The organism is Dyella soli, from assembly GCF_054482295.1.
The window spans coordinates 1188292-1206370 of the sequence record NZ_JBTFFU010000001.1 but is presented as its reverse complement, the minus strand read 5'-3'; the positions used below and the strand labels follow the sequence as shown (position 1 = coordinate 1206370).

General features: G+C 68.1%; 14 protein-coding genes. 4 read left to right on the top strand and 10 right to left on the bottom strand.

The genetic code is table 11. The features are described from left to right. Positions 1-10: 10 nt before the first annotated feature. Together ACXU4B_RS05515 and ACXU4B_RS05510 are read left to right on the top strand one after the other, a co-directional pair. Positions 11-1729 (top strand): hypothetical protein, encoded by a 1719-nt coding sequence (locus tag ACXU4B_RS05515; protein WP_131408496.1) that lies wholly within the window; start codon positions 11-13, stop codon positions 1727-1729. Between the two features lie 52 nt (positions 1730-1781). Next, complete coding sequence (locus tag ACXU4B_RS05510) at positions 1782-3320, top strand: oligosaccharide flippase family protein (RefSeq protein ID WP_131408494.1); 1539 nt, start codon at positions 1782-1784, stop codon at positions 3318-3320. 18 nt (positions 3321-3338) lie between these two features. Here the strand turns inward: ACXU4B_RS05510 and ACXU4B_RS05505 are convergent, their stop codons facing one another. Genes ACXU4B_RS05505 through ACXU4B_RS05490 form a run of 4 tightly spaced genes read right to left on the bottom strand, consistent with a single transcriptional unit; the run spans position 3339 to position 6961 of the window. Continuing rightward, complete coding sequence (locus tag ACXU4B_RS05505) at positions 3339-4088, bottom strand: glycosyltransferase family 2 protein (RefSeq protein ID WP_131408492.1); 750 nt, start codon at positions 4086-4088, stop codon at positions 3339-3341. Beyond that, on the bottom strand, positions 4088-5029 hold the full coding sequence (locus tag ACXU4B_RS05500; protein ID WP_165583153.1) for a class I SAM-dependent methyltransferase: 942 nt from the start codon (positions 5027-5029) through the stop codon (positions 4088-4090). Before ACXU4B_RS05500 ends, ACXU4B_RS05505 begins: the two co-directional genes overlap by 1 nt. 2 nt (positions 5030-5031) lie before the next feature. Next, positions 5032-6273, bottom strand: a complete 1242-nt coding sequence (locus tag ACXU4B_RS05495) for a hypothetical protein (RefSeq protein WP_240734020.1) — start codon at positions 6271-6273, stop codon at positions 5032-5034. 52 nt (positions 6274-6325) lie between these two features. Continuing rightward, complete coding sequence (locus ACXU4B_RS05490) at positions 6326-6961, bottom strand: polysaccharide deacetylase family protein (protein WP_131408488.1); 636 nt, start codon at positions 6959-6961, stop codon at positions 6326-6328. Between the two features lie 560 nt (positions 6962-7521). On the opposite strand from ACXU4B_RS05490, the gene ACXU4B_RS05485 reads away from it, so the two are divergent. Together ACXU4B_RS05485 and ACXU4B_RS05480 are read left to right on the top strand one after the other, a co-directional pair. Further along, on the top strand, positions 7522-8712 hold the full coding sequence (locus ACXU4B_RS05485; RefSeq protein WP_165583152.1) for a glycosyltransferase: 1191 nt from the start codon (positions 7522-7524) through the stop codon (positions 8710-8712). Then, positions 8709-10814 (top strand): NAD-dependent epimerase/dehydratase family protein, encoded by a 2106-nt coding sequence (locus ACXU4B_RS05480; protein WP_131408484.1) that lies wholly within the window; start codon positions 8709-8711, stop codon positions 10812-10814. Before ACXU4B_RS05485 ends, ACXU4B_RS05480 begins: the two co-directional genes overlap by 4 nt. 36 nt (positions 10815-10850) lie before the next feature. Here ACXU4B_RS05480 and ACXU4B_RS05475 read toward each other — a convergent pair whose 3' ends face one another. The 6 genes from ACXU4B_RS05475 to ACXU4B_RS05450 all read right to left on the bottom strand — a co-directional run bounded on the left by ACXU4B_RS05475 (position 10851) and on the right by ACXU4B_RS05450 (position 18068). Continuing rightward, positions 10851-12029 (bottom strand): glycosyltransferase family 4 protein, encoded by a 1179-nt coding sequence (locus tag ACXU4B_RS05475; protein ID WP_131408482.1) that lies wholly within the window; start codon positions 12027-12029, stop codon positions 10851-10853. Continuing rightward, positions 12011-13144 carry a glycosyltransferase gene (locus ACXU4B_RS05470; RefSeq protein ID WP_131408480.1) on the bottom strand — a complete coding sequence of 378 codons (1134 nt, stop codon included), beginning with the start codon at positions 13142-13144 and terminating at the stop codon, positions 12011-12013. Before ACXU4B_RS05470 ends, ACXU4B_RS05475 begins: the two co-directional genes overlap by 19 nt. Beyond that, the gene (locus ACXU4B_RS05465; protein ID WP_131408478.1) at positions 13141-14496 is read right to left on the bottom strand and encodes a phenylacetate--CoA ligase family protein; all 1356 of its coding nucleotides are present in this window, start codon (positions 14494-14496) and stop codon (positions 13141-13143) included. Before ACXU4B_RS05465 ends, ACXU4B_RS05470 begins: the two co-directional genes overlap by 4 nt. Positions 14497-14581: 85 nt before the next feature. Continuing rightward, complete coding sequence (locus ACXU4B_RS05460; RefSeq protein WP_131408476.1) at positions 14582-15847, bottom strand: O-antigen ligase family protein; 1266 nt, start codon at positions 15845-15847, stop codon at positions 14582-14584. Then, the gene (locus ACXU4B_RS05455) at positions 15835-16944 is read right to left on the bottom strand and encodes a polysaccharide deacetylase family protein (RefSeq protein WP_131408474.1); all 1110 of its coding nucleotides are present in this window, start codon (positions 16942-16944) and stop codon (positions 15835-15837) included. Before ACXU4B_RS05455 ends, ACXU4B_RS05460 begins: the two co-directional genes overlap by 13 nt. Next, positions 16938-18068: a glycosyltransferase family 2 protein gene (locus tag ACXU4B_RS05450; RefSeq protein ID WP_131408472.1), complete on the bottom strand. Its 1131-nt coding sequence runs from the start codon at positions 18066-18068 to the stop codon at positions 16938-16940. The genes ACXU4B_RS05455 and ACXU4B_RS05450 overlap by 7 nt, the downstream gene beginning before the upstream one ends. Positions 18069-18079: the final 11 nt, after the last annotated feature.

The following is an 18079-nucleotide window of genomic DNA, read 5'->3' as shown; positions in this document are numbered from 1 at the left end:
TGGCAGGTCCATGGCCGCGGCCTCCGCGTCGCGGCTGACGGCGATGCTCCTGCTGCTGGCGATGCTGGTGGCGATACCGGCGGGGGTGCTGGCCGCCGGCGTGCGGGGACAGTCCGCCCACGGCGCATCCGCCCGGGGTGACGCCGACGCGACCAGCGGCGAGCTGGTGGCCGACCAGCGCATCGTCCTGCATCGCAACGGTGGCTCCGGCTCGCCGGTGCTCGCCTCGGTGGGCATACCGTTTCCGCCTGGCGTGCTCACCGATGCGAAGCTGGTGCGCATCCTGGATGCGCAGGGGAGGGAAGTGCCCGCGGCGGTGAAGCCCATGCTGACCTGGCACTTCAAGGACGGCAGCATCCGCGCGGTGCGGGCCCAGTTTCGCGCGCCGATGACTGCCGAGCAGGAAACGTATTACTTCGCCATCGGCAAGCCGCGCGTGCAGGAGATCGCCGGCTGGCCGTACGAAACCGGGCTGATCGACGGTGCGCATGGCCAGCGCGTGCCGATGGTGCTGGGCACGCTGACGCCGGCGTGGCTGTGCGCCTCGCTGATCGCGGGCCCGCAGCTGCCGGCGACGGCGAACGAAGCTTATGCGAAGTACGTGTCGCGCCAGTTCGAATGGGCCAGCAAGCTGCCGGTGGACGACTATTCGGCGTGGTTGTTCGATCGCCCGAGCACGCTGTTCAAGGCCTACCTGCGTACCGGGCGCCTGGATTACCTGCAGGCAGCGGACAGCAGCTATCGCTTCTACATGAATTACATCCAGCGCGACGGCCTGCCGATGAGTCCGTTCTGCGGTGGCGGCTGGACCATGGGCGGCAAGCCCTGCGACACCAAGTACGTCTACATGGAGCCGATCCTGCTGGCGGTCGCGCTGACCGGCAACGATGCCACCCACGATGCCACCACCGTCGGCAAGATGGTGACCCTGTGGGAGAACGGCGGCTGGAGCGGGCGGCCCGGGCGTTACAGCAATCCCTCGGAATTCTTCACCGAGCGCCAGGCCGGCCTGGGCCTGCTCGAGACCGTGAGCGCCTTTGAGCTGACGGGCCAGCAGCACTACCTCGGCCTGATCAATGACCGCGTGGGCTGGCTGTACGAGCACCAGCGCAACAACCCAGACGGCCTGGGCAACGACGGTTCCTGGCGCAACAGCTGGCAGGTGCACGAGGGCGATACCTGGAACCCCGCCACCGACGTGCGCGGCAACTCGCCATGGATGAGCGAGAACATCGTCGACGGCCTCTGGCATGCCTGGCTGGTGACGGGCGACAAGCGCATTCCGGAGATGATCACGGCTTATGGCCGGTACCTGGAGAAGCACGGCTGGGTCGACCCCAGGCTGCTGGCGTCGGGCCACGACTGGCGCTTTCCCTGCACCGGGCCGGACGGCCTGATCGCCTGGTACTGGTCGTCGGCCAAGGCCAGCACCAAGGCGCTTTCCGACATCGAGGATTCCGAAGGCTGGTACAGCGACGCGCACAACGTGGAACTGGGCTTGCCCGTTGCCGCCGCGTACTACTTCGAGCAGGACCCGGCGCAAAGCGCGGCGCTGAAGCGGCGCCTGGAGGCACTGGGTTCGTCCTACAACCTCGAGTGCGCCGCCATCGGCGACACCTTCCGGCGCTTCAACTGGAACAACCGTGGCGCCGGCGTGGTGCAGTGGCTGATCCACCAGCCGCCGGGCAGCGGAGCGGCCGGTCCCAACCACCTGCAGGCCAAGCGGTGAGCGGCATGACCCGGCATCCAGGCAGCATGGCAACGGCAGCGGCGGTCAGGCGATGAACCAGCGGATTGCCGTGCTGCGCAGCGTCACCATCGTCTCGGTCTCCACCTATATCGAGTATGGACTGGGCCTGGTGCTCAGCGTGTGGATCGCCCGCGCGCTCGGGCCGGCGGACTTTGGCCGTTACGCCTTCACCGTGTGGCTGTGCCGCTGGCTGATCATGTGCAGCAACCATGCGCTCACCACCTCGTCGATGAAGTTCATCGCCGAGGCGGACGGTGCGGGCCGGGAGGACATCGCCTCGCACATCGCGTCCCGGCTCAATCGCGTGCAACACCTCAGCGTCGCCGCGGTGATCGGCTTCTTCGCGCTGACCGCGCTGATCGTGCAGCCGAGCGAATGGCGCAGCTTCCTCGGGCCGATCATCGTGTTGTCCATCCTCGCCGTGGCTGCGCGGGCCAATTACGCCATGCTGGTGGCCATCGCCAAGGGGCAGGAGCGGTTCGAGACTGAAGCCATCGCCACCGTGCTGACCGGCGGCTTCAGCGTGGCCCTGGTGATCACCGCCACCGTGCTGCATGCCGACCTGCTGGCCTTCATTGCGATCTATACGATCTCCTCGCTGTCGCTCAACCTGATCAACCGCATCGCCTACCGCCGTTACTGTCGTCCGTTCGGGCCCGGTGCCGTGCCGGAGGACGTCGCGGTGCGCCTGCGACGGCACCTGTGGCTTACCGCGCTGCTGGTGTTGCTGCTGTCGATCAAGGGCGGCACGGTCGAGATGTTCCTGCTCAACAATTTCGCGACCTCGACGGCGGTGGGCTTCTTCTCCATCGCCTCGACGCTGACCCGCGGCGCCGTCGACCTGTTTTCGGTCGGGCTCACCGCGACGCTGCTGCCCTACATGGCCAAGGCCTATGGCCAGCGCGGCCAGGCGCATGCGGCACGCTTCCTGGCCGAGGCGACGCGCTTCTACTGGGCCGCGGGCGTCGCCATTGCCGGCATCGGCCTGGTGACCACGCCGGACATCGTCACCTTGATGTATGGCAATCGCTATGCCGAGGCCATTCCCGCCATCGAGGTGACCCTGGTGCTGGCTGGCCTGCTGCTGATCGGCAACGGCATCGTGGCCTTCCAGACGGTGGTCGATCGCCAGGACGACCGCATACGCATCGGTGTCTACGGGATGATCGGCAATGTCATGCTGGGTGTCCTGCTGGTGCCGCGATACGGATTGACCGGTGCCGTGCTGACCTATGGCGGCACCCGCATCCTGGAATGGATGCTCGCGGTCTACTACCTGCGCCGCATTACGCGTGACGGCATTCCGTGGGGCGCGATGTCGCGGCTGTTCGCGGTCGGGCTGGTGGCCACCGCCGTCGCCTGGCTGGTGATCGAAGTGGTGCCCGGTCGCTATGCCTTCGTCCCGGCGTCGCTGGCGTTCCTGTGCATCTACGTGCCGGCCGGCGTGCTGGTGCGCTACTGGACGGACGAAGACTATGGCTTGCTCACGTCCATCGCCGGTCGGTTGGGCGGGCCGGGCCGCCTGTTCCTGCGTGGCCTGCATACGCTGCGGGTGATGGCGGCGTCCTGACCAGAACGCGCCGCGGCGTCAGCTGCGCTTGCGCACGGCCTGCCAGGCGTAGTGGCACATGTAGCGCGAGGCGGCGATGCGACCGAGCTGTTCGATGTCGCGGTAGATGCGCCACTGCCAGCGCGCCGCGCGCAACTTGTCGGACGAGAGCGAGTCCTCGCGCGCCAGGTACCAGGCGAGGGCGCCGTCGGACGGCACGCAGGTCGCCTTGCCGGCGCGGCGCAGCATCTCCAGCCAGAACGCGTAATCCTCGTGGCCAATGGCGCGGAAACGCGCATCGCCCAGGCTGCGGTGGTAGATCCCGGTGAGGTTGCCGATGTGGTTGCTCTTGAGCAGTTCGGCATGGGACAGCGAGCGCGGCGGGCGCACGTGGGACAGCACGCGGCCGTGACGGTCCACGCGGTCGTAGGCGGCATAGGCAATGCGCGCCCCGCTGCGGCGCAGGTGTTCGAGCTGGAGTTGCAGCTTGCGCGGATGCCAGCGGTCGTCGCTGTCCAGGAACGCGATGTAGCTGCCACGCGCCGCCGCGATGCCCGCATTGCGCGCCGCCGCCACGCCAGCGTTGGCGGGCAGGGCGATCAGGCGCACGCGCGGGTCGACCATGGCCATCGCGTCGACCAGGCGACGCGTGTCGTCGCGCGATCCATCGTCCACCACGATCAGTTCCAGGGTCGGATGGGTCTGCGCCAGCACCGACGCGGCGGAGTCGCCAATGGTCAGTGCCGCGTTGTACGCGGGCATGATCACGCTGACCAGGTCGTCGCTCATCACGGCGCCACGGCATCGGGTTTGCGCGCGACGAAGTCGACCGAGGTGACGCAGAGCCGTTCGGGCGGGATATGGGCGAACTGGGGATGCACGCGGAGCCCGGCGAGCTCCCTGAGCTGGCTTGCGGGCGGGTTCTCGGTGCTCATCAGGATCTGGAAGCCCGCCGATTGCGCGCGTTCAGTGAATTCGAATGCGCGCAAGCGGTTCTGGTAGAGGAAGGGATTGTTCCAGCGGCGCCACTGGGTATCGGAGTACTTCAGGTAATTGAGCCGGGTGATGCCGCGGTCGATGCTGGCGTAATGGTCGCCGCAGTTGATCGAATGGAACATCAGGCCGCCCGGCGACAGGATGCGCAAGGCCTCGCGGAAGATCCCATCGATGGCGTCCGGCCTGACGTGCTCGAGCACGCAGTTGGAGAACACGCAATCGAGCTGCTGCGGCCCAAAGCGCGTATTGGTCGCATCGACGGGCGCGTCGTAGGTGACGACGCCATCGGTGGCGGCATGCAGGTCGAAGCATTCGGCCAGGCGCCGCTCCAGTTGCCGCTGGCGTTCGCGCACGTCGCGCTCCAGCACGCCGCAAGCGTCGGCGATGAACGAGGTGAAGCGCGATAGCTCGATGGCGCAGTCCCTGGCCAGCTCCGCCTTGAGACGGCGGCGGCAGTCCACCGTGATCACATTGCGCGCACCGCCAAGGAAGCAGGCGAACGGAAACGCCGGATACCAGCCACTGCCGATCTCCAGCAGGCGCGCATCGACGATGGAGCGACCGGCGTCGCGCAGGTGGCTGACCATCAGTCGCCAGTCGCCGAGCTTCGCCTCGAACTCGTCGCCCAGGTTGCGCAGGCCGCCAAAGCGCCGCTGCAGGAGATAGTGCGCATGGACGCCGCCGGGGGCATGCCCAAGCACTTTCTGCACCACGCCCTTTGCGCGCCAGTGCATCACTAGTCCTCCACTCCTGCGTGACGGACGGGATCCCTGCGGGTCGCGCGTCCGGGCCCTGTCCGCCATGGGGCATGGGCAAGTCCCGGTGGCGGCGGAAGTTCATAGTCGCGGAAGCGCGACGGGTCGCCGCGGTGGCCGGCCTCGGCGGCCTTGACGATGTTGTACAGCTCGCGCGCCGTCACGTAGTGGAGCACGTGGTGCGTGCCGTTGTTGTAGCGCCGCTCCAGGTGCTCGAACATGGCGTGGACCGGCTCGCCCAGCAGGGTGTCCATGTCGCGTTCCTGCGTGCCGTGCGTGTGCACCTTGATGAAGATCCAGTCCGGCCGGCCTTCGACATGGATGGCCGTGCGCACCCAGGCGTCGACGCGGTCGGCGGTGGGCGGGCAGGAGCGGCGCACGTCGGCATTCTCGATGCGCGGCACCAGCCCGTAGCGCCGGCTGCGCCAGTTCAGTCCCAGCGGGCCCTGCACGATCATCAGGTCGCCGCTGGGGCGCCCGCCGGCCTGCACCGGCGTGCCGGTGTCGTGCGACTTGGGCCGCAGCGGGTCATCGGTGGCGTAATAGATCGAGTTGATCATGCGCGTCTGCGTGTCGCTGGGCGCCGAGGGCAGGGTGAAGTCGGCGTAGCAGCCAAGGTCGCGCAGCAGGATCAGCTCGTTGTTGAGGCCGCACCAGCGTCCGTCGGCGCGCGAGTTGTCCAGGCTCCAGTTGCCGTGGATGAAGCCGAAGCGCAGCCGTCCGCTGCGCGGGTCGCGCGCCAGCGCACCATGCCGCGCATGCAGCAGCTCGTTGAAGCGCGTGATGGTGGCGTTGAAATTGGCTTCGGTATCGTCGTCGTGGTGAAGGTGGATTTCGATTTCGCCAAAGCCTTCGCCGCAGAGGTTCGCGATCTTTTCCAGGTGTTCCTCGAGGTATTCCTCCTCGGGATAGAAGAACGTGTGCTGCGGCGGCCGCCCGTCGGCGTCGCGATGGGCAGATGCCAGCACCCGGTAGTCGCGGCACCAGCGGTCGACCCGCGCCCGCTGCGTCGGCAGGTCCACGCGACCCCAGGCCGGTTCGAAATGATCCACGAAGCAGAACATCACGTGCACCGGGTGGGGAGCCTGCACGCGACGTCGCCGCAGATAGCTGCCCAGCCAGATCTGCATGTTGCGCGCGCGGATGGCCAGCGTGACGGCGACGCCTGCCAGCGCTGCCAGCCCCAGCAGCAGGAGTGACCACGATTCCATGTGACTGCTCATCGGCGTATCCCTCGAGGCGTGGTCCTGGTGGCCATGCGATCGCCATGGCCGTCTAGAAGGCAGGCAGGGGCGGAAAGGTGAAGCCCATGCCGCGCCACTCGGGCAGCAGCTCGGCAAGCATGTGGCGCGAACAGTCGCTGTCGTCGTGCATCAGCAGCACTTCGCCGGCGCTCGGTGGTCGTTGGCGCAGCTGCTCGGCCAGGTCGGTCGGTGCGCGACCCTGATAGTCGAGGCTGTCGTAGGACCAGTACGCAAGGTTTCGTCGGCTGCAGGCGAAGCGCAACGCGAGTGCCGGCGAAAAGACGCCGCGAGGCGGGCGGAAGCGATGCTGCGTGCGACCATCGATCGAGGTGAGCACGCGCTCGGTCCGCACGATCTCCTCCCACTGCTGGTCATGCGACAACGCGTGGAAGGCAGGATGGTTGTAGGAATGATTGCCCAGCTGGTGGCCCTCAGCCACGATGCGTTCGGCCAGCCGGGGATAGCGCTCGGCTTCGCGCCCGATCAGGAAGAACGTGGCGCGCGCGTCGTGGGCGCGCAGCAGGTCGAGCAGCGCTGGTGTGTGGTCGGGATGGGGGCCATCGTCAAACGTGAGGTAGATCGCCTTGCCGCGACTCGGGCCGCGCGTGAGCACCACCGTCTTCGGCAGCCACCGCAACAACTGCATCTTCTTGGGTCGGAGCGTCATGGCGGCGGTTCGATCCTGGGGAGGGTTCGTCGTGGCGTGGCGTTGGATGCCGTCCAGGCCTGACGTCATGCGTGGTGGAATGGCCATCCGTTCGCCTTCGATTATGCAACGGCGGACGCCTGAAATATGGCCGCAGCCATGCCACCAAACGGCTATGACGAAAGGCCAGTGCAGCGCACTGGTTGCACTCGCGGCAGGTCACGCTGCCGCCGGCGCGTCGCCGGTGGCGTTGCACGTCCGTGCGCCTGCCTGCAGTGTCCGCATAGCCCAAATGCCCAGTCGCGTTAACGCCACCGACTTATTCCAAGCCCAGCGGAGCTGGGCTAGGCTTCAATGGCATTCGGCATGGGTGTCAGGGCATGCCGGAAGGTTCGTCGGTATCGACGGTGGCACATCATTCCGGGGAGCAGGCAGGCGTCGTCCGGAGATCTCGCCGGCATCCTGTCCGGTGTCGTTGGATCGGGGGAGCGTGTGGTCGAGCCACAGGGGATGTATCGGGCCATCTTCGCCGCCGGCCATCCATGGGCCTGCGGGCGTCGTGCCGCGTCAGTGGAGGACCGATGCTAGAGCCGTATGGCGTGGTCTATTTCGGCAACGACTGGTATGCGGAAAATCGCACCAGCAGTCATCACGTGGCCGCGCGGCTGGCATCGGTGCTGCCCGTGCTGTATGTCGATTCCCCGGGCATGCGTGCGCCGCAGGCGAGCGGGCGCGACTTCAGGCGCGCGTTGCGCAAGTTGCGCGAGGCCTTGCGCGCGCCGCTGCGCATCGACGCCAACCTTTGGCATTGCACCGTGCCGCAGCTGCCTTTTCCGCGCGTGCCGGGCGTGCGGGCGTTCAATCTCGCGTTTGGCCGCTGGGCCGTGCGCCGCGCCATGCGCGTGCTCGGCACGGCGCGCCATCTGTCCTGGTTCGTCACGCCGCATCCGGGCTTCCTCGCCGGCCGGCTGGGCGAAGCCTTCTGCGTGTACTACTGCATCGACGACTATGCGGCCCACCCGGGTGTCGACGCCAGCGCGATCGCCGAGCGCGACCTGGACCTGACCCGGCGCGCCGACCTGGTGTTCGTGGCGCCGCCGGCGCTGCTCGCCGCCAAGCAGGCCGTCAATCCGAATACGCGCTTCTCGCCGCATGGCGTCGACGCGGCCCTGTTCGGGCGCGCGATGGAGCCGGCCACGGAGATTCCGCTCGCGGCGCGCGAGCTGCCGCATCCGGTGATCGGCTACTTCGGACTGATCCACGAATGGATCGATGTGGAGCTGATCGAGTGGCTCGCGCGCCAACGGCCGGCATGGAGCTTCCTGCTGGTCGGCCATGCGGCGATCAAGGTGCCGGGCTTGCGCAGCCTGCCCAATGTCGTGCTGGCCGGTCCGCAACCCTATGCCAGCCTGCCGGGTTGGGCCAAAGCCTTCGACGTGGCCATCATTCCGTATCGACACAACCGCCAGACCGAGCATGGCAATCCGCTGAAGCTGCGTGAGTACCTGGCCACGGGCAAGCCGGTGGTTACCGTGGGCAACGCGGAGATCGCGAAGTTCTCGCGCTGGGTGACCATTGCCGAAGGGCGCGAGGCTTTCCTCGCCGGCATCGAGGCCGCCTTGCGCGATGACACGGCCGAAGCCGCCGCGGCGCGCGTGGCCGCCGTGGCTGACCAGACCTGGGACCGCCGCGTGAGCGACGTGCTGCAGGAGGTGGCTTCCTCACTCGCCGCCGTGGACATGGAACATATCGCGAGGCAGGCGCAGGAATGAACGCTGGCAGCCCGGGCACATTGCGCATCGGCATCATCGGCGCGGGGTACGTCGCGCGCCACCACCTGGCGGCGCTCAAGCGGCTGGATTTCGTCGAGCTGGTGGGCATCTGCGACCTCGATCTCGAGGCCGCGCGCCGACTGGCCGCCGAGTTCGGCATTCCCCTGGCCACCGCGGGCCTGGCCGAACTGGGCGGGCGGCACCCGCAGGCGATCTACGTGCTGACGCCACCCTCCAGCCACGCCGCACTGAGCTTGCGCGCGCTGGACATGGGCTGCCATGTGTTCGTGGAGAAGCCCATGGCCGAATCCGTGGCCGAGTGCGACGCGATGATCGCGCGCGCGCGGGAAAAGGGACTGGTGTTGTCGGTCGACCACTCCGACCTGTTCGATCCGGTGATCGTGCAGGCGTTGCGCCTCGTCCGCTCGGGTGCATGCGGTGAGCCGGTCGCGGTGGACGTGCTGCGCAGCTCCGACTATGCCGCTTATGGTGGCGGCCCGCTGCCGGACATGGTGAAGCAGGGTTCTTACCCGTTCCGCGACCTGGGCGTCCATGGCCTGTACACGCTGGAGGCCTTTATCGGCGCGCTGGAGCGGGTGGATATCCGCTGTCGCGGCACCGGCCGCACGCCGAACCTGAAGTTCGACGAATGGGAGGCCAGCGTGGACGGTGCGCACGGCAGCGGCCGGCTGCTGCTCTCGTGGAACGTGCGGCCCATGCAGAATCGCCTGATCGTGCACTGCACGCGCGGCGTGATCGAAGTCGACCGCTTCCTGCAGACCTGCCGCGTGCGGCGCCTGCTGCCCGGGCCGAAGTTCATCGGCATCGTGCTGGGCGCGTTCACCGGGGCGCTGCGCGACGCCGTGCGCATACCGTGGAACGTGCTGCGCTTTGCGACGGGCAGCCTGCGGCCGTCGCCGGGCATCCAGGCCAGTGCGCAGGCGTTTGCGCACGCCCTGCACGACGGCCAGCCCGCACCGGTGCGCGCCGAGGATGGCCGGCGTCCCGTGGCATGGATGCAGGCTGCGTGCGCCGCCGCGGATGCGTCGCGCAGCGAAGAATTGGATGCACGCCTCGCCGCGCTGGAGCCGGTGGATGCGCTGGTGACCGGCGCGGCAGGTTTCCTCGGGCGGCAGCTGGTCAGCAGCCTGCGCAAGCGTGGCCAGCGCGTGCGCGTGCTGGTCAGGCGTGCCGATGCGGGCCTGGTGCAGGCGGGCGTGCAGGTGGTGGTCGGTGACCTGGGCGACCCGCGCATCGTCGACCATGCGGTGGCCGGCGCAGGCACGGTTTACCACGTGGGCGCCGCGATGAGCGGCAGTCAGCGTGACTTCGAAGCAGGCACGGTGTGGGGAACCCGCAACGTGGTCGAGTCGTGCCTGAGGCACGGCAATGCGCGCCTGGTGCATGTCAGTTCGCTCAGCGTGCTCGATCACGCCGGCCGCGATCCGGCGGTGCCGGTCAACGAGATGTCGCGCATCGAGCCGCATCCGGCGTGGCGTGGTGCGTATACCCAGAGCAAGCTCACGGCGGAGCAGCTGGTTGCCGAAGCCATCCGCACGCGCGGGCTGCGGGCCGTCATCCTGAGGCCGGGCCAGATCGTCGGGCCCGGTTCGGAACATGTCACGCCCAACGGCACGCTGGCGATCGCCGGGCGCTGGATCGCGGTCGGTGCCGCCAGCCAGACGCTGCCGCTGGTCTATGTCGACGACGTGGTCGACGCGTTGCTGCTGGCCGCGCAGGTCGCGCCGGCGCAGGGCCAGCTCTTCCACATCGTCGATCCGGCGACCGTCACGCAGGGCGACTACCTTGCACGCGTCAGGCACCGGCGCGGCAAGGCGCTGCGTCTGCTGCGCTGTCCCGCTGCCGCGCTGATGCTGCTCGCCGTCGGCGTGGAACTGCTGGGGAAGCTGCTCGGTCGCCAGGTGCCGCTCACGCGCTACCGCGTGCGCTCGCTGCGGCCGCTGGCAAACTTCGACCTGCGTGCGGCGCGCACGGTGCTGGGCTGGGAGCCGCGCGTCGGTGTGCGTCGCGGGCTGCAGCTCATGTTCGCCGATGAGCCAGCGGTGGCGGTGGCCAGGGTTCCCCAGGTCGCCGACGAGTAAGCGACGGCCGCGCACCGTCCGCAGCCACGCGAACGCTCAGGTGGTGGAGCAATCGGCTGCGGCATTGCCCAGCGCGGCCGCCTGCAACAGCTGTCCCAGCTGGTCGACGTTGTCGCTCCAGCGGAAGCGGCTGGCGTGTTCGGCGATGCGCGCGCTGTCCCACGATCGCCCGCTCGCTTCGATCAGGGCTTCGGCCAGGGCGTGCCGGTCATGGGCTGGCACCAGGATGCCCGCGTGTTCGGGCAGCACCTCCGGGATACCGCCCACGCGGGTGGCGACCACCGGCGTGCCGCACGCCATGGCTTCCAGCACCACGTTCGGCACGCCCTCGTTGTGGCTGGGCAGGCACAGCAGGTCCGCCGCATGGAACCAGTGCGCCGTTTCCTCGTGCGACACGGCACCGGCGAGATGCACGCGCTCCGCACAGCCCAGCGCCTTGGCACGTGCCACCAGGGTCGCATGGCAGGCGCCTGCGCCCAGATAGACCAGCCTTGCGGACGGCTGTTTGGCCAGCAAGGCCGGAAACGCTTCCAGCAGGTCGATGCAGCCCTTGTTGGCCTTCAGGTTGCCGACGTAGAGCACCAGTGGCGAATCGGGCAGCAATTTCAGCCGCCAGCGTGCCTGGTCGCGCGATCCGGGCGAGAACAGCGCCGGGTCGACGCCGTTGTAGATCACGTGGATGCGGGACGGGGGGACGCCGAGCCCGGCCGCCTTGCCCGCAAGCGCCTGGCTCACCGTCACCACGGCGCTGGCACCGCGCAGTGCAGCGCGTATCTGCGGGCGCAGCAAGGGCTGGGTCGCCTGCACGTTGAGGTCGCTGCCATGAACCTTGACGACGTAGGGTATGCCAAGGCGCCGCGCCATCCAGCCCGCCGCCACCGCATCGGGATAGGCCCAGCTGGCCAGGATGCAGTCGTAGCCGCCGGCGCGCAGCTTGCGGCCGCGCTGCCACCACAACGAAAGCAGCCAGCACAGTGCATGCAGCGAGCGGCCGAGGCGGGGCGGATAGAAGAACACGAAGTGATCGGTCTGCAGCCCGTCCACCCGCACGGCGCCCTTCACGCCTGCCAGGTGCTCGGGAAAGCTCACCGCCGTCAGCACGTCGACGTCGTGGCGCTGGCCCAGCCGCTCGAACTGCTGGCGGTTGAACGCGCCGCGCAGGGGATCCCACGGCGTGGGGAACAGGTTGGTGAGGATCAGGATGCGCAGTCGCATGACGTTGATTCCATCGCGCCACGGTAGAGCAGGGCGTAGCGCCCTGCCATGGTCTCGAGCGAACCGTACTCTTCCACCCAGGCCCGTGCGGCACGGCCGCATGCACGGGCCTGTTGCGGTTCGCCGAGCAGTGAAAGCATGGCATCGGCCAGTGCCCGCGGATCGCCCGGCGGCACCAGCCGACCGGTGGTGCCGTCGTGCACGATCTCGGCATTGCCGCCGACATCGGTGGCCACGATGGGCAGCGCCACGGCGCAGGCTTCCAGCAGGGCCATCGAGTATCCCTCGCTCAGCGACGAGAGCACGAACAGGTCAAGCCCCTGCAGCAGCTGGTGCACATCGGTGCGGTCACCCAGGAAGTAGACGCTGTCCTGCACGCCTTCCTCCGCTGCGCACTGCTGCAGCTCCGCGCGCAATTCGCCGTCGCCGATCAGGACCAGCGCCGTGTGCGGCCGTTGCGCGTGCAGGTGGCGGAAGGCGCGGATCAGGCCGACCTGGTCCTTGGCCCAGTTGAGCCGGCCGACATTGCCGATCAACGTGCGTGTGTCGGTGAGCCCGAGGATGTGCCGCAGGCGCGCCTGCATCGGCGCCGATGCGGGCGAGAGCGCTTCCAGCGCAATGCCGTTGGGTACCACGCGGGTGATCAGCCGGGGCACGATGCCCAGCGCCACCGCGTCGCGGCGTGCGGCTTCGCACACCGTCACCACCGTATCGGTGGCCGCCAGTGAGCGACGATAAAGCCATTCGCGCCTGCCCGAGCGCTGGTTGATGCCCATGCCATGGCGCGTGTTGATCACGCGATGCACGCCGAGTCCGAAACTGGCCAGCACCGCGAGGTAGTGGGCCACGGCGTTATGCGTATGCAGCACCTCGGTGTCGTGTCGCCGTATCAGTTGCCGCGCCCTGGACAGGGCGCGCAGGTCCGGCCCGCGGCGCTTGTGGCAGCCCGTGACGGGAATGCCCAGCGCGTCGAGTTCGCAGGCCTGCGAGCCGGGCTCGAACAGGCATACGACCTGGCAGTGATGGCCTTGCCGGTGCTGCAGCTTCACCAGGTCCAGCACCATGCGCTCCAGCCCTCCGCGGTTGAGGTTTTCGACCACGTGGGTGATGTTCACGACGACAGTTCCGAAATCGTCAGGCGCGTCTTGCCGCTGCGCGTGAGGGGAATCTTGTCGACCAGGTGGAGTTCCAGTTCGATGCCGTCGCCGAGCGCCTTTTGGATTTCGTGGCGGATGCGCGCCACCGAGTCGTCGTTGAAGCCCTCGCCGCGGGCCACGGTGAGATCCAGTCGGTCCAGCCGGCGCTGGATCAGCTGGAAGCCGGTCACGCCCTCGGTGGTGCCCATCAGGTAGGGGAAGAACACGCCGGGCAGGCTGCGTCCGTCCGGCGTGCGGATCATGTCGACCACGCGGCCGTCGACGCGGCTGAGCAGGGGCAGCCCGCGCCCGCAGGGGCAGCTGCCGGTCGCAGCCGTCGCCATGTCGCCGTTGACATAGCGGAGCAGCGGCATGCCGTAGTTGAACAGGTCCGTGATCACCACCTCGCCGGTACGCGCGTCTGGCAGCGCGTGGGCGGGCTTCTCCAGCTCGATCACCAGGTGGTCGACGTTGATGTGCAGGCCATGGCGATGCTCGCATTCGGACGCGATGAGCATGACCTCGCGGCAGCCGTAGGTGTTGTAGGCATGGGTACCGAACGCGCGTTCGATCAGGTCGCGCTGGAATTCATGCAGGGTCTCGGCGCAGCACAGGATGGCCTGCGGCCGGTGCACGCGCCGGCCGGTGGCTTCCAGCCATTCCGCGAGCCGGACCAGGGCGCTGACGTAACCCACCAGGATGTCCGGGCGGTAATCGTCGACGGCCTGGGCATACTCGGCCATGTTCGCTTCGCTCATGTGGAAGCTGTTGACCATCCGCCGCGCGAGCGCCGCGTTGTAGAGGCGTTCCTTCCAGCGTTGTGCGCGCGGATCCTCGCCCAGGTGGCCCCACAGGTACATGGTGCGGCGTCCCATGCGCGATCCGGCCCAGGCATAGCCGCGCCACATCACGGCGATGCGGCGGTCATGGCTTTCGCGCGTGTAGCCGAGCGTCATCGGCTCGCCGGTGGTGCCGCCCGTCTGTTTGTACAGCAGGCGATCGCGCCAGGAGTCGGCCTTCAGTTCCTCGCGGTGTTCACACATTTCCTCGCGCGTGAGCAACGGCAGCCTGGCGTAGTCGTCCATGCTGCGGATGTCGGCGGGCGTCACGCCGAGCTCGCGCCAGCGGCGTCGGTAATAGGGGACCTCGCGATGGCAGTGCTCCAGCAGCCGCTTTAGCCGGTCCCATTGCAGCGCGGCGAGCTGTTCGGGCGACAGCCACTGGCTGCGCTCGTACTCGGAGAGCCACGCCAGCGTGCCCCGGCGCCGGAAGCCGCTTTCATAGGCGGGATAGAACACATGCCGGAAAGCCTGTTCGTACAAGCCGCTCATGGCGAAAACCTCCCTTGCTCGGGAATCATTCGTCCGCATCCCGCTGGCGTGCGGACAGCAACGACGTTGATGGCGGGCCGGCGCTTCATCCGACCGTCTTCAGCAGCACGGCAACCAGGGCAAACAGGCCCACGATGCTTCCCATCGCCGCGGGCACCCAACGCCACCACTGGCTGGCCAGGTTGAAACTGCGCAAGGCCGGCAGCCGTTGCCTGGCGCCGATGTAGTAACCGGTCACCATGGCGATGATCAGGTACACCACCACCATGTAACTGCGACTGAGGAAAAAGGCCGCCGCAAACAGCCCGCAGAGGGTCAGCAGCAGGGTGAGCGCGACCGGCTTTTCGTGGCGCCAGGCGGTGAGCTGTTCCGCGTCGTCGGCGGGTTCGGGCTTGAAGCGCAACACCGAAAGCATCATCCAGAAGCTGTAGCAGACGAAGGCCAGCCACAGCACGTAGCCCACGAAGCCGGTTTCGGCCAGCACCAGCACCAGCGAGTTGTGCGCGGTGAGCGGGTTGTATTCGGTGAAGTTGCCCGCGCCCACGCCGAACACCGGGTGCGATGTGAACATGTGCAGCCCTTCGTACCAGGCATCGACGCGGCCGTTGGCCGATTCCTCGCCGGCGTCCAGATCCTGCATGCGCGAGGACAGCATCTTCATGCCGACCAGGCCGATGGCGCCGAGCACGCCGGCCACCATGGCGCCGCGCCGGTACCAGACATAGCAGCCGCAGACGACCAGTACGGCGAGCATGGCGCCGCGCGAATTGGTGAGCTTGATGCCGTACAGCAGCAGGGCCGTGCAGCTGAGCCAGAACAGCCGGCCCAGCGGGCCGCCGTGCCGGCTGAGGAAGACCGACAGCGGAATGTTCGCCACGAACAGCAGGCCAAGGTCATTGGGGTCGTTGAAGATGCCCACGTACTGGATGCGGCCGTCGGCGCCGGTCAGCACGCCGGTCCAGCCGACGCCGGTCTTTGCCTGCAGGATGCCGTGCACGGCGAGCACCGAGGTGCACAGCACCATCACCGCCATGGAGATGACCAGGCGTCGCAGGTTGGTGCACGCGGCCGCCAGCACGAAGAACGCAATCACGGTGGGGCCGAACTGGTTCAACTGGCGGAAGGCCCCGCCAAACCAGCCATTCACCACCTGCGAGGTCATGATCACCACCAGGAACACCGGCAGGATCAGGAACTGCGGCGCCGCATACGTCTTGCTGGCCGAGGCGAGCCATGCCATGAAGGCGAGCACGAGCACGACCGGCAGCACGGGCACGCCGATCAGCGCCGGCACGTATTCCTGCGGCCGCACGATGGTCAGCACGAGGTAGAGGAGGATCAGTGGGAACATGCCGGCGATCCGTCCTGCACGTTCACGTGGTTGGGCGTGGGGTAGCTCATCAGGTGGGGCATGGTGAGCATGGCGGCGAACCAGCCCTTGCCCATGTTGCGTTCGACGGCCAGGCGATACAGCGCATAGGGATTGGAGGCCGGCTGCGCATTGGTGCCGCTGATGTAGCTGCAGGCCAGCGCGTAGCCGGCGTCGCGCGTGGTGTCGATCACCCGCTGGTCAAATGCACGGCCGCTGCCGACCGGGTAGGACATCAGCAATGGCGCCGGCCCCAGCTCGCGTTCCAGCGCGTCCCGCGACTGGCATACCTCGGCCTCGAGCTCGGCCTGCGGCAGCTTGGCGAGCATCCAGTGGTGCACGCCATGCGAGCCGATCTCGAAGCCGGCCGCATGGATCTCACGCAACTGGTCCCAGGTCATCGGACGGCAGTCCGGCGGCGCGCTGTCCGAAGGCATGGCCCATTCGTTCTCCAGTCGCTCGATCAGCGCCGCCTGCGCGAGCGCACCGAGCTCCTTCATGCGGAACAGCACGTTGCCTGCGATGGCGCGGCGGCCGGCGCGATCCGGCGGCAGCGGCACGTCCATGCCCAGTTCCGGCAGCTGCAGCTGCGAGGCGCCGGTGAGCAGGATCATGTGCACCAGCCAGTCGTAGGCGTACGGCCGCCCGCTGTCGATGTGGCCGGTGGAGACGAAGAAGGTGGCCGGGATGCCGAGCTCGCGCAGGATGGGAAACACTACGTGGTAGTTGTCGTCATAGCCGTCGTCGAAGGTGACCACCACGGCATCCCTGGGCAGCGGGCGACCGGCTTCGATCGCCGCGGCGACATCGCCCAGCCGCATCGGGTGGAAGCGTTGCCTGAGCAGCAGCATCTGTTCGCGGAACTGGTCCGGCGGCGTGCTGATCAGCTCGAGGTCGAACTCGTAGGTCGCCGGATCGGGCAGCGGCAGCACGCGGTGATAGGCCAGGATGCGCAGGTCGCGGTGCCACCACGAGCGTACCCGCTGCACCGATTGCAGCAGGCCACTGCTGTAGCACAGTTCGCCCAGCTGTCCACGCAGTCCGACGGCCCGGCCGATGTCTTCCGCGTGCATCACCATGGGTCCGACTCCCGGTTGCGCGCATAGGCCAGCAAAGCCTGCGCGGAAAGAACATTCAGGTAGAAGAACGTGAGCGCCAGCCGCACTGGCAGCCAGCGCGCGAGCAGCGGCTGCATGCGGCCCGCGGCAACCAGGCCGGCCCCCACCAGCAGGCAGGCGAAGGTGAGCAGGCAGGCCATGTGCGTGCGGGCCAGCAGCAGTGATGTCGCTGCCAGCACGAGCAGCAGCCATGGCGCCGCCAGCCGCAGCAGCTTGTGGCTGATGAAGCGCAGCCACAGCGGGTTGTCCTTGGGTGACAGCAGCCAGGACGCCCGCTGCGCCAGCTGGCAATGGCCGGCGAGGCCGCGGACGCGTCGCCCGCGGTCCTCGTCCGGGTGCTGCGCCAGGCGGTCCCATGCCAGGGCACGCGGCTCGAACACGACGCGCCTTCCGGCGCGCGCCACGCGCATCGGGATCAGCACATCGTCCAGCACGAGGTCGGGCGGCAGCGCAGCGAACAGGTTGCGCCGCATCGCGTACAGGCCACTGCTGACGCCGATGGTCGAACCGGAGCGGCTTTCCGCCAGGCGCAGCGCCTTTTCATAACGCCAATAGGTGTCGATGCCCCGCGCGAAGCCGGTGCGGTCGTCGGTGAGCAGCAGTTCGCCGCTGACGATGCCGACCTGCGGATCAGCCAGGTTGGCTACCAGCTCGCGCAGCGCGATGGGCGCAATGGTCTGGTGTGCATCGGTGAACAGGAGCACGTCGCCATGCGCGCTGGCCACGGCACTGTTGAGGCAATTGGCCTTGCCCCGTCGTGAGACGAAGCCCAGCACGCGCACGCGCGGATCGCCCGACATGCGTGCCAGCCGCGGCGTGCCGTCGCGGCAGCCGTCACAGACCACGATGATCTCGAGCAGATCCGGCGGGTAATTGAGCGTGGCCAGGTTGGCCAGCTTCGACCGGATGTGCATGGCGCCGTCGTGCACCACGATGATCACGCTCACCGTGGGTGTCACCGGTTGCTTGTCAATGCGCAGTGGCCGAAAGCGCGCGAGCAGCCAGACGCCCACCGGGTAGCCGGCGAACGCATAGACCAGCAGCCAGCCGGAGGCCAGGAAAGCAGCGTAGGCCAGTCCACTCATATCGGCTTCCC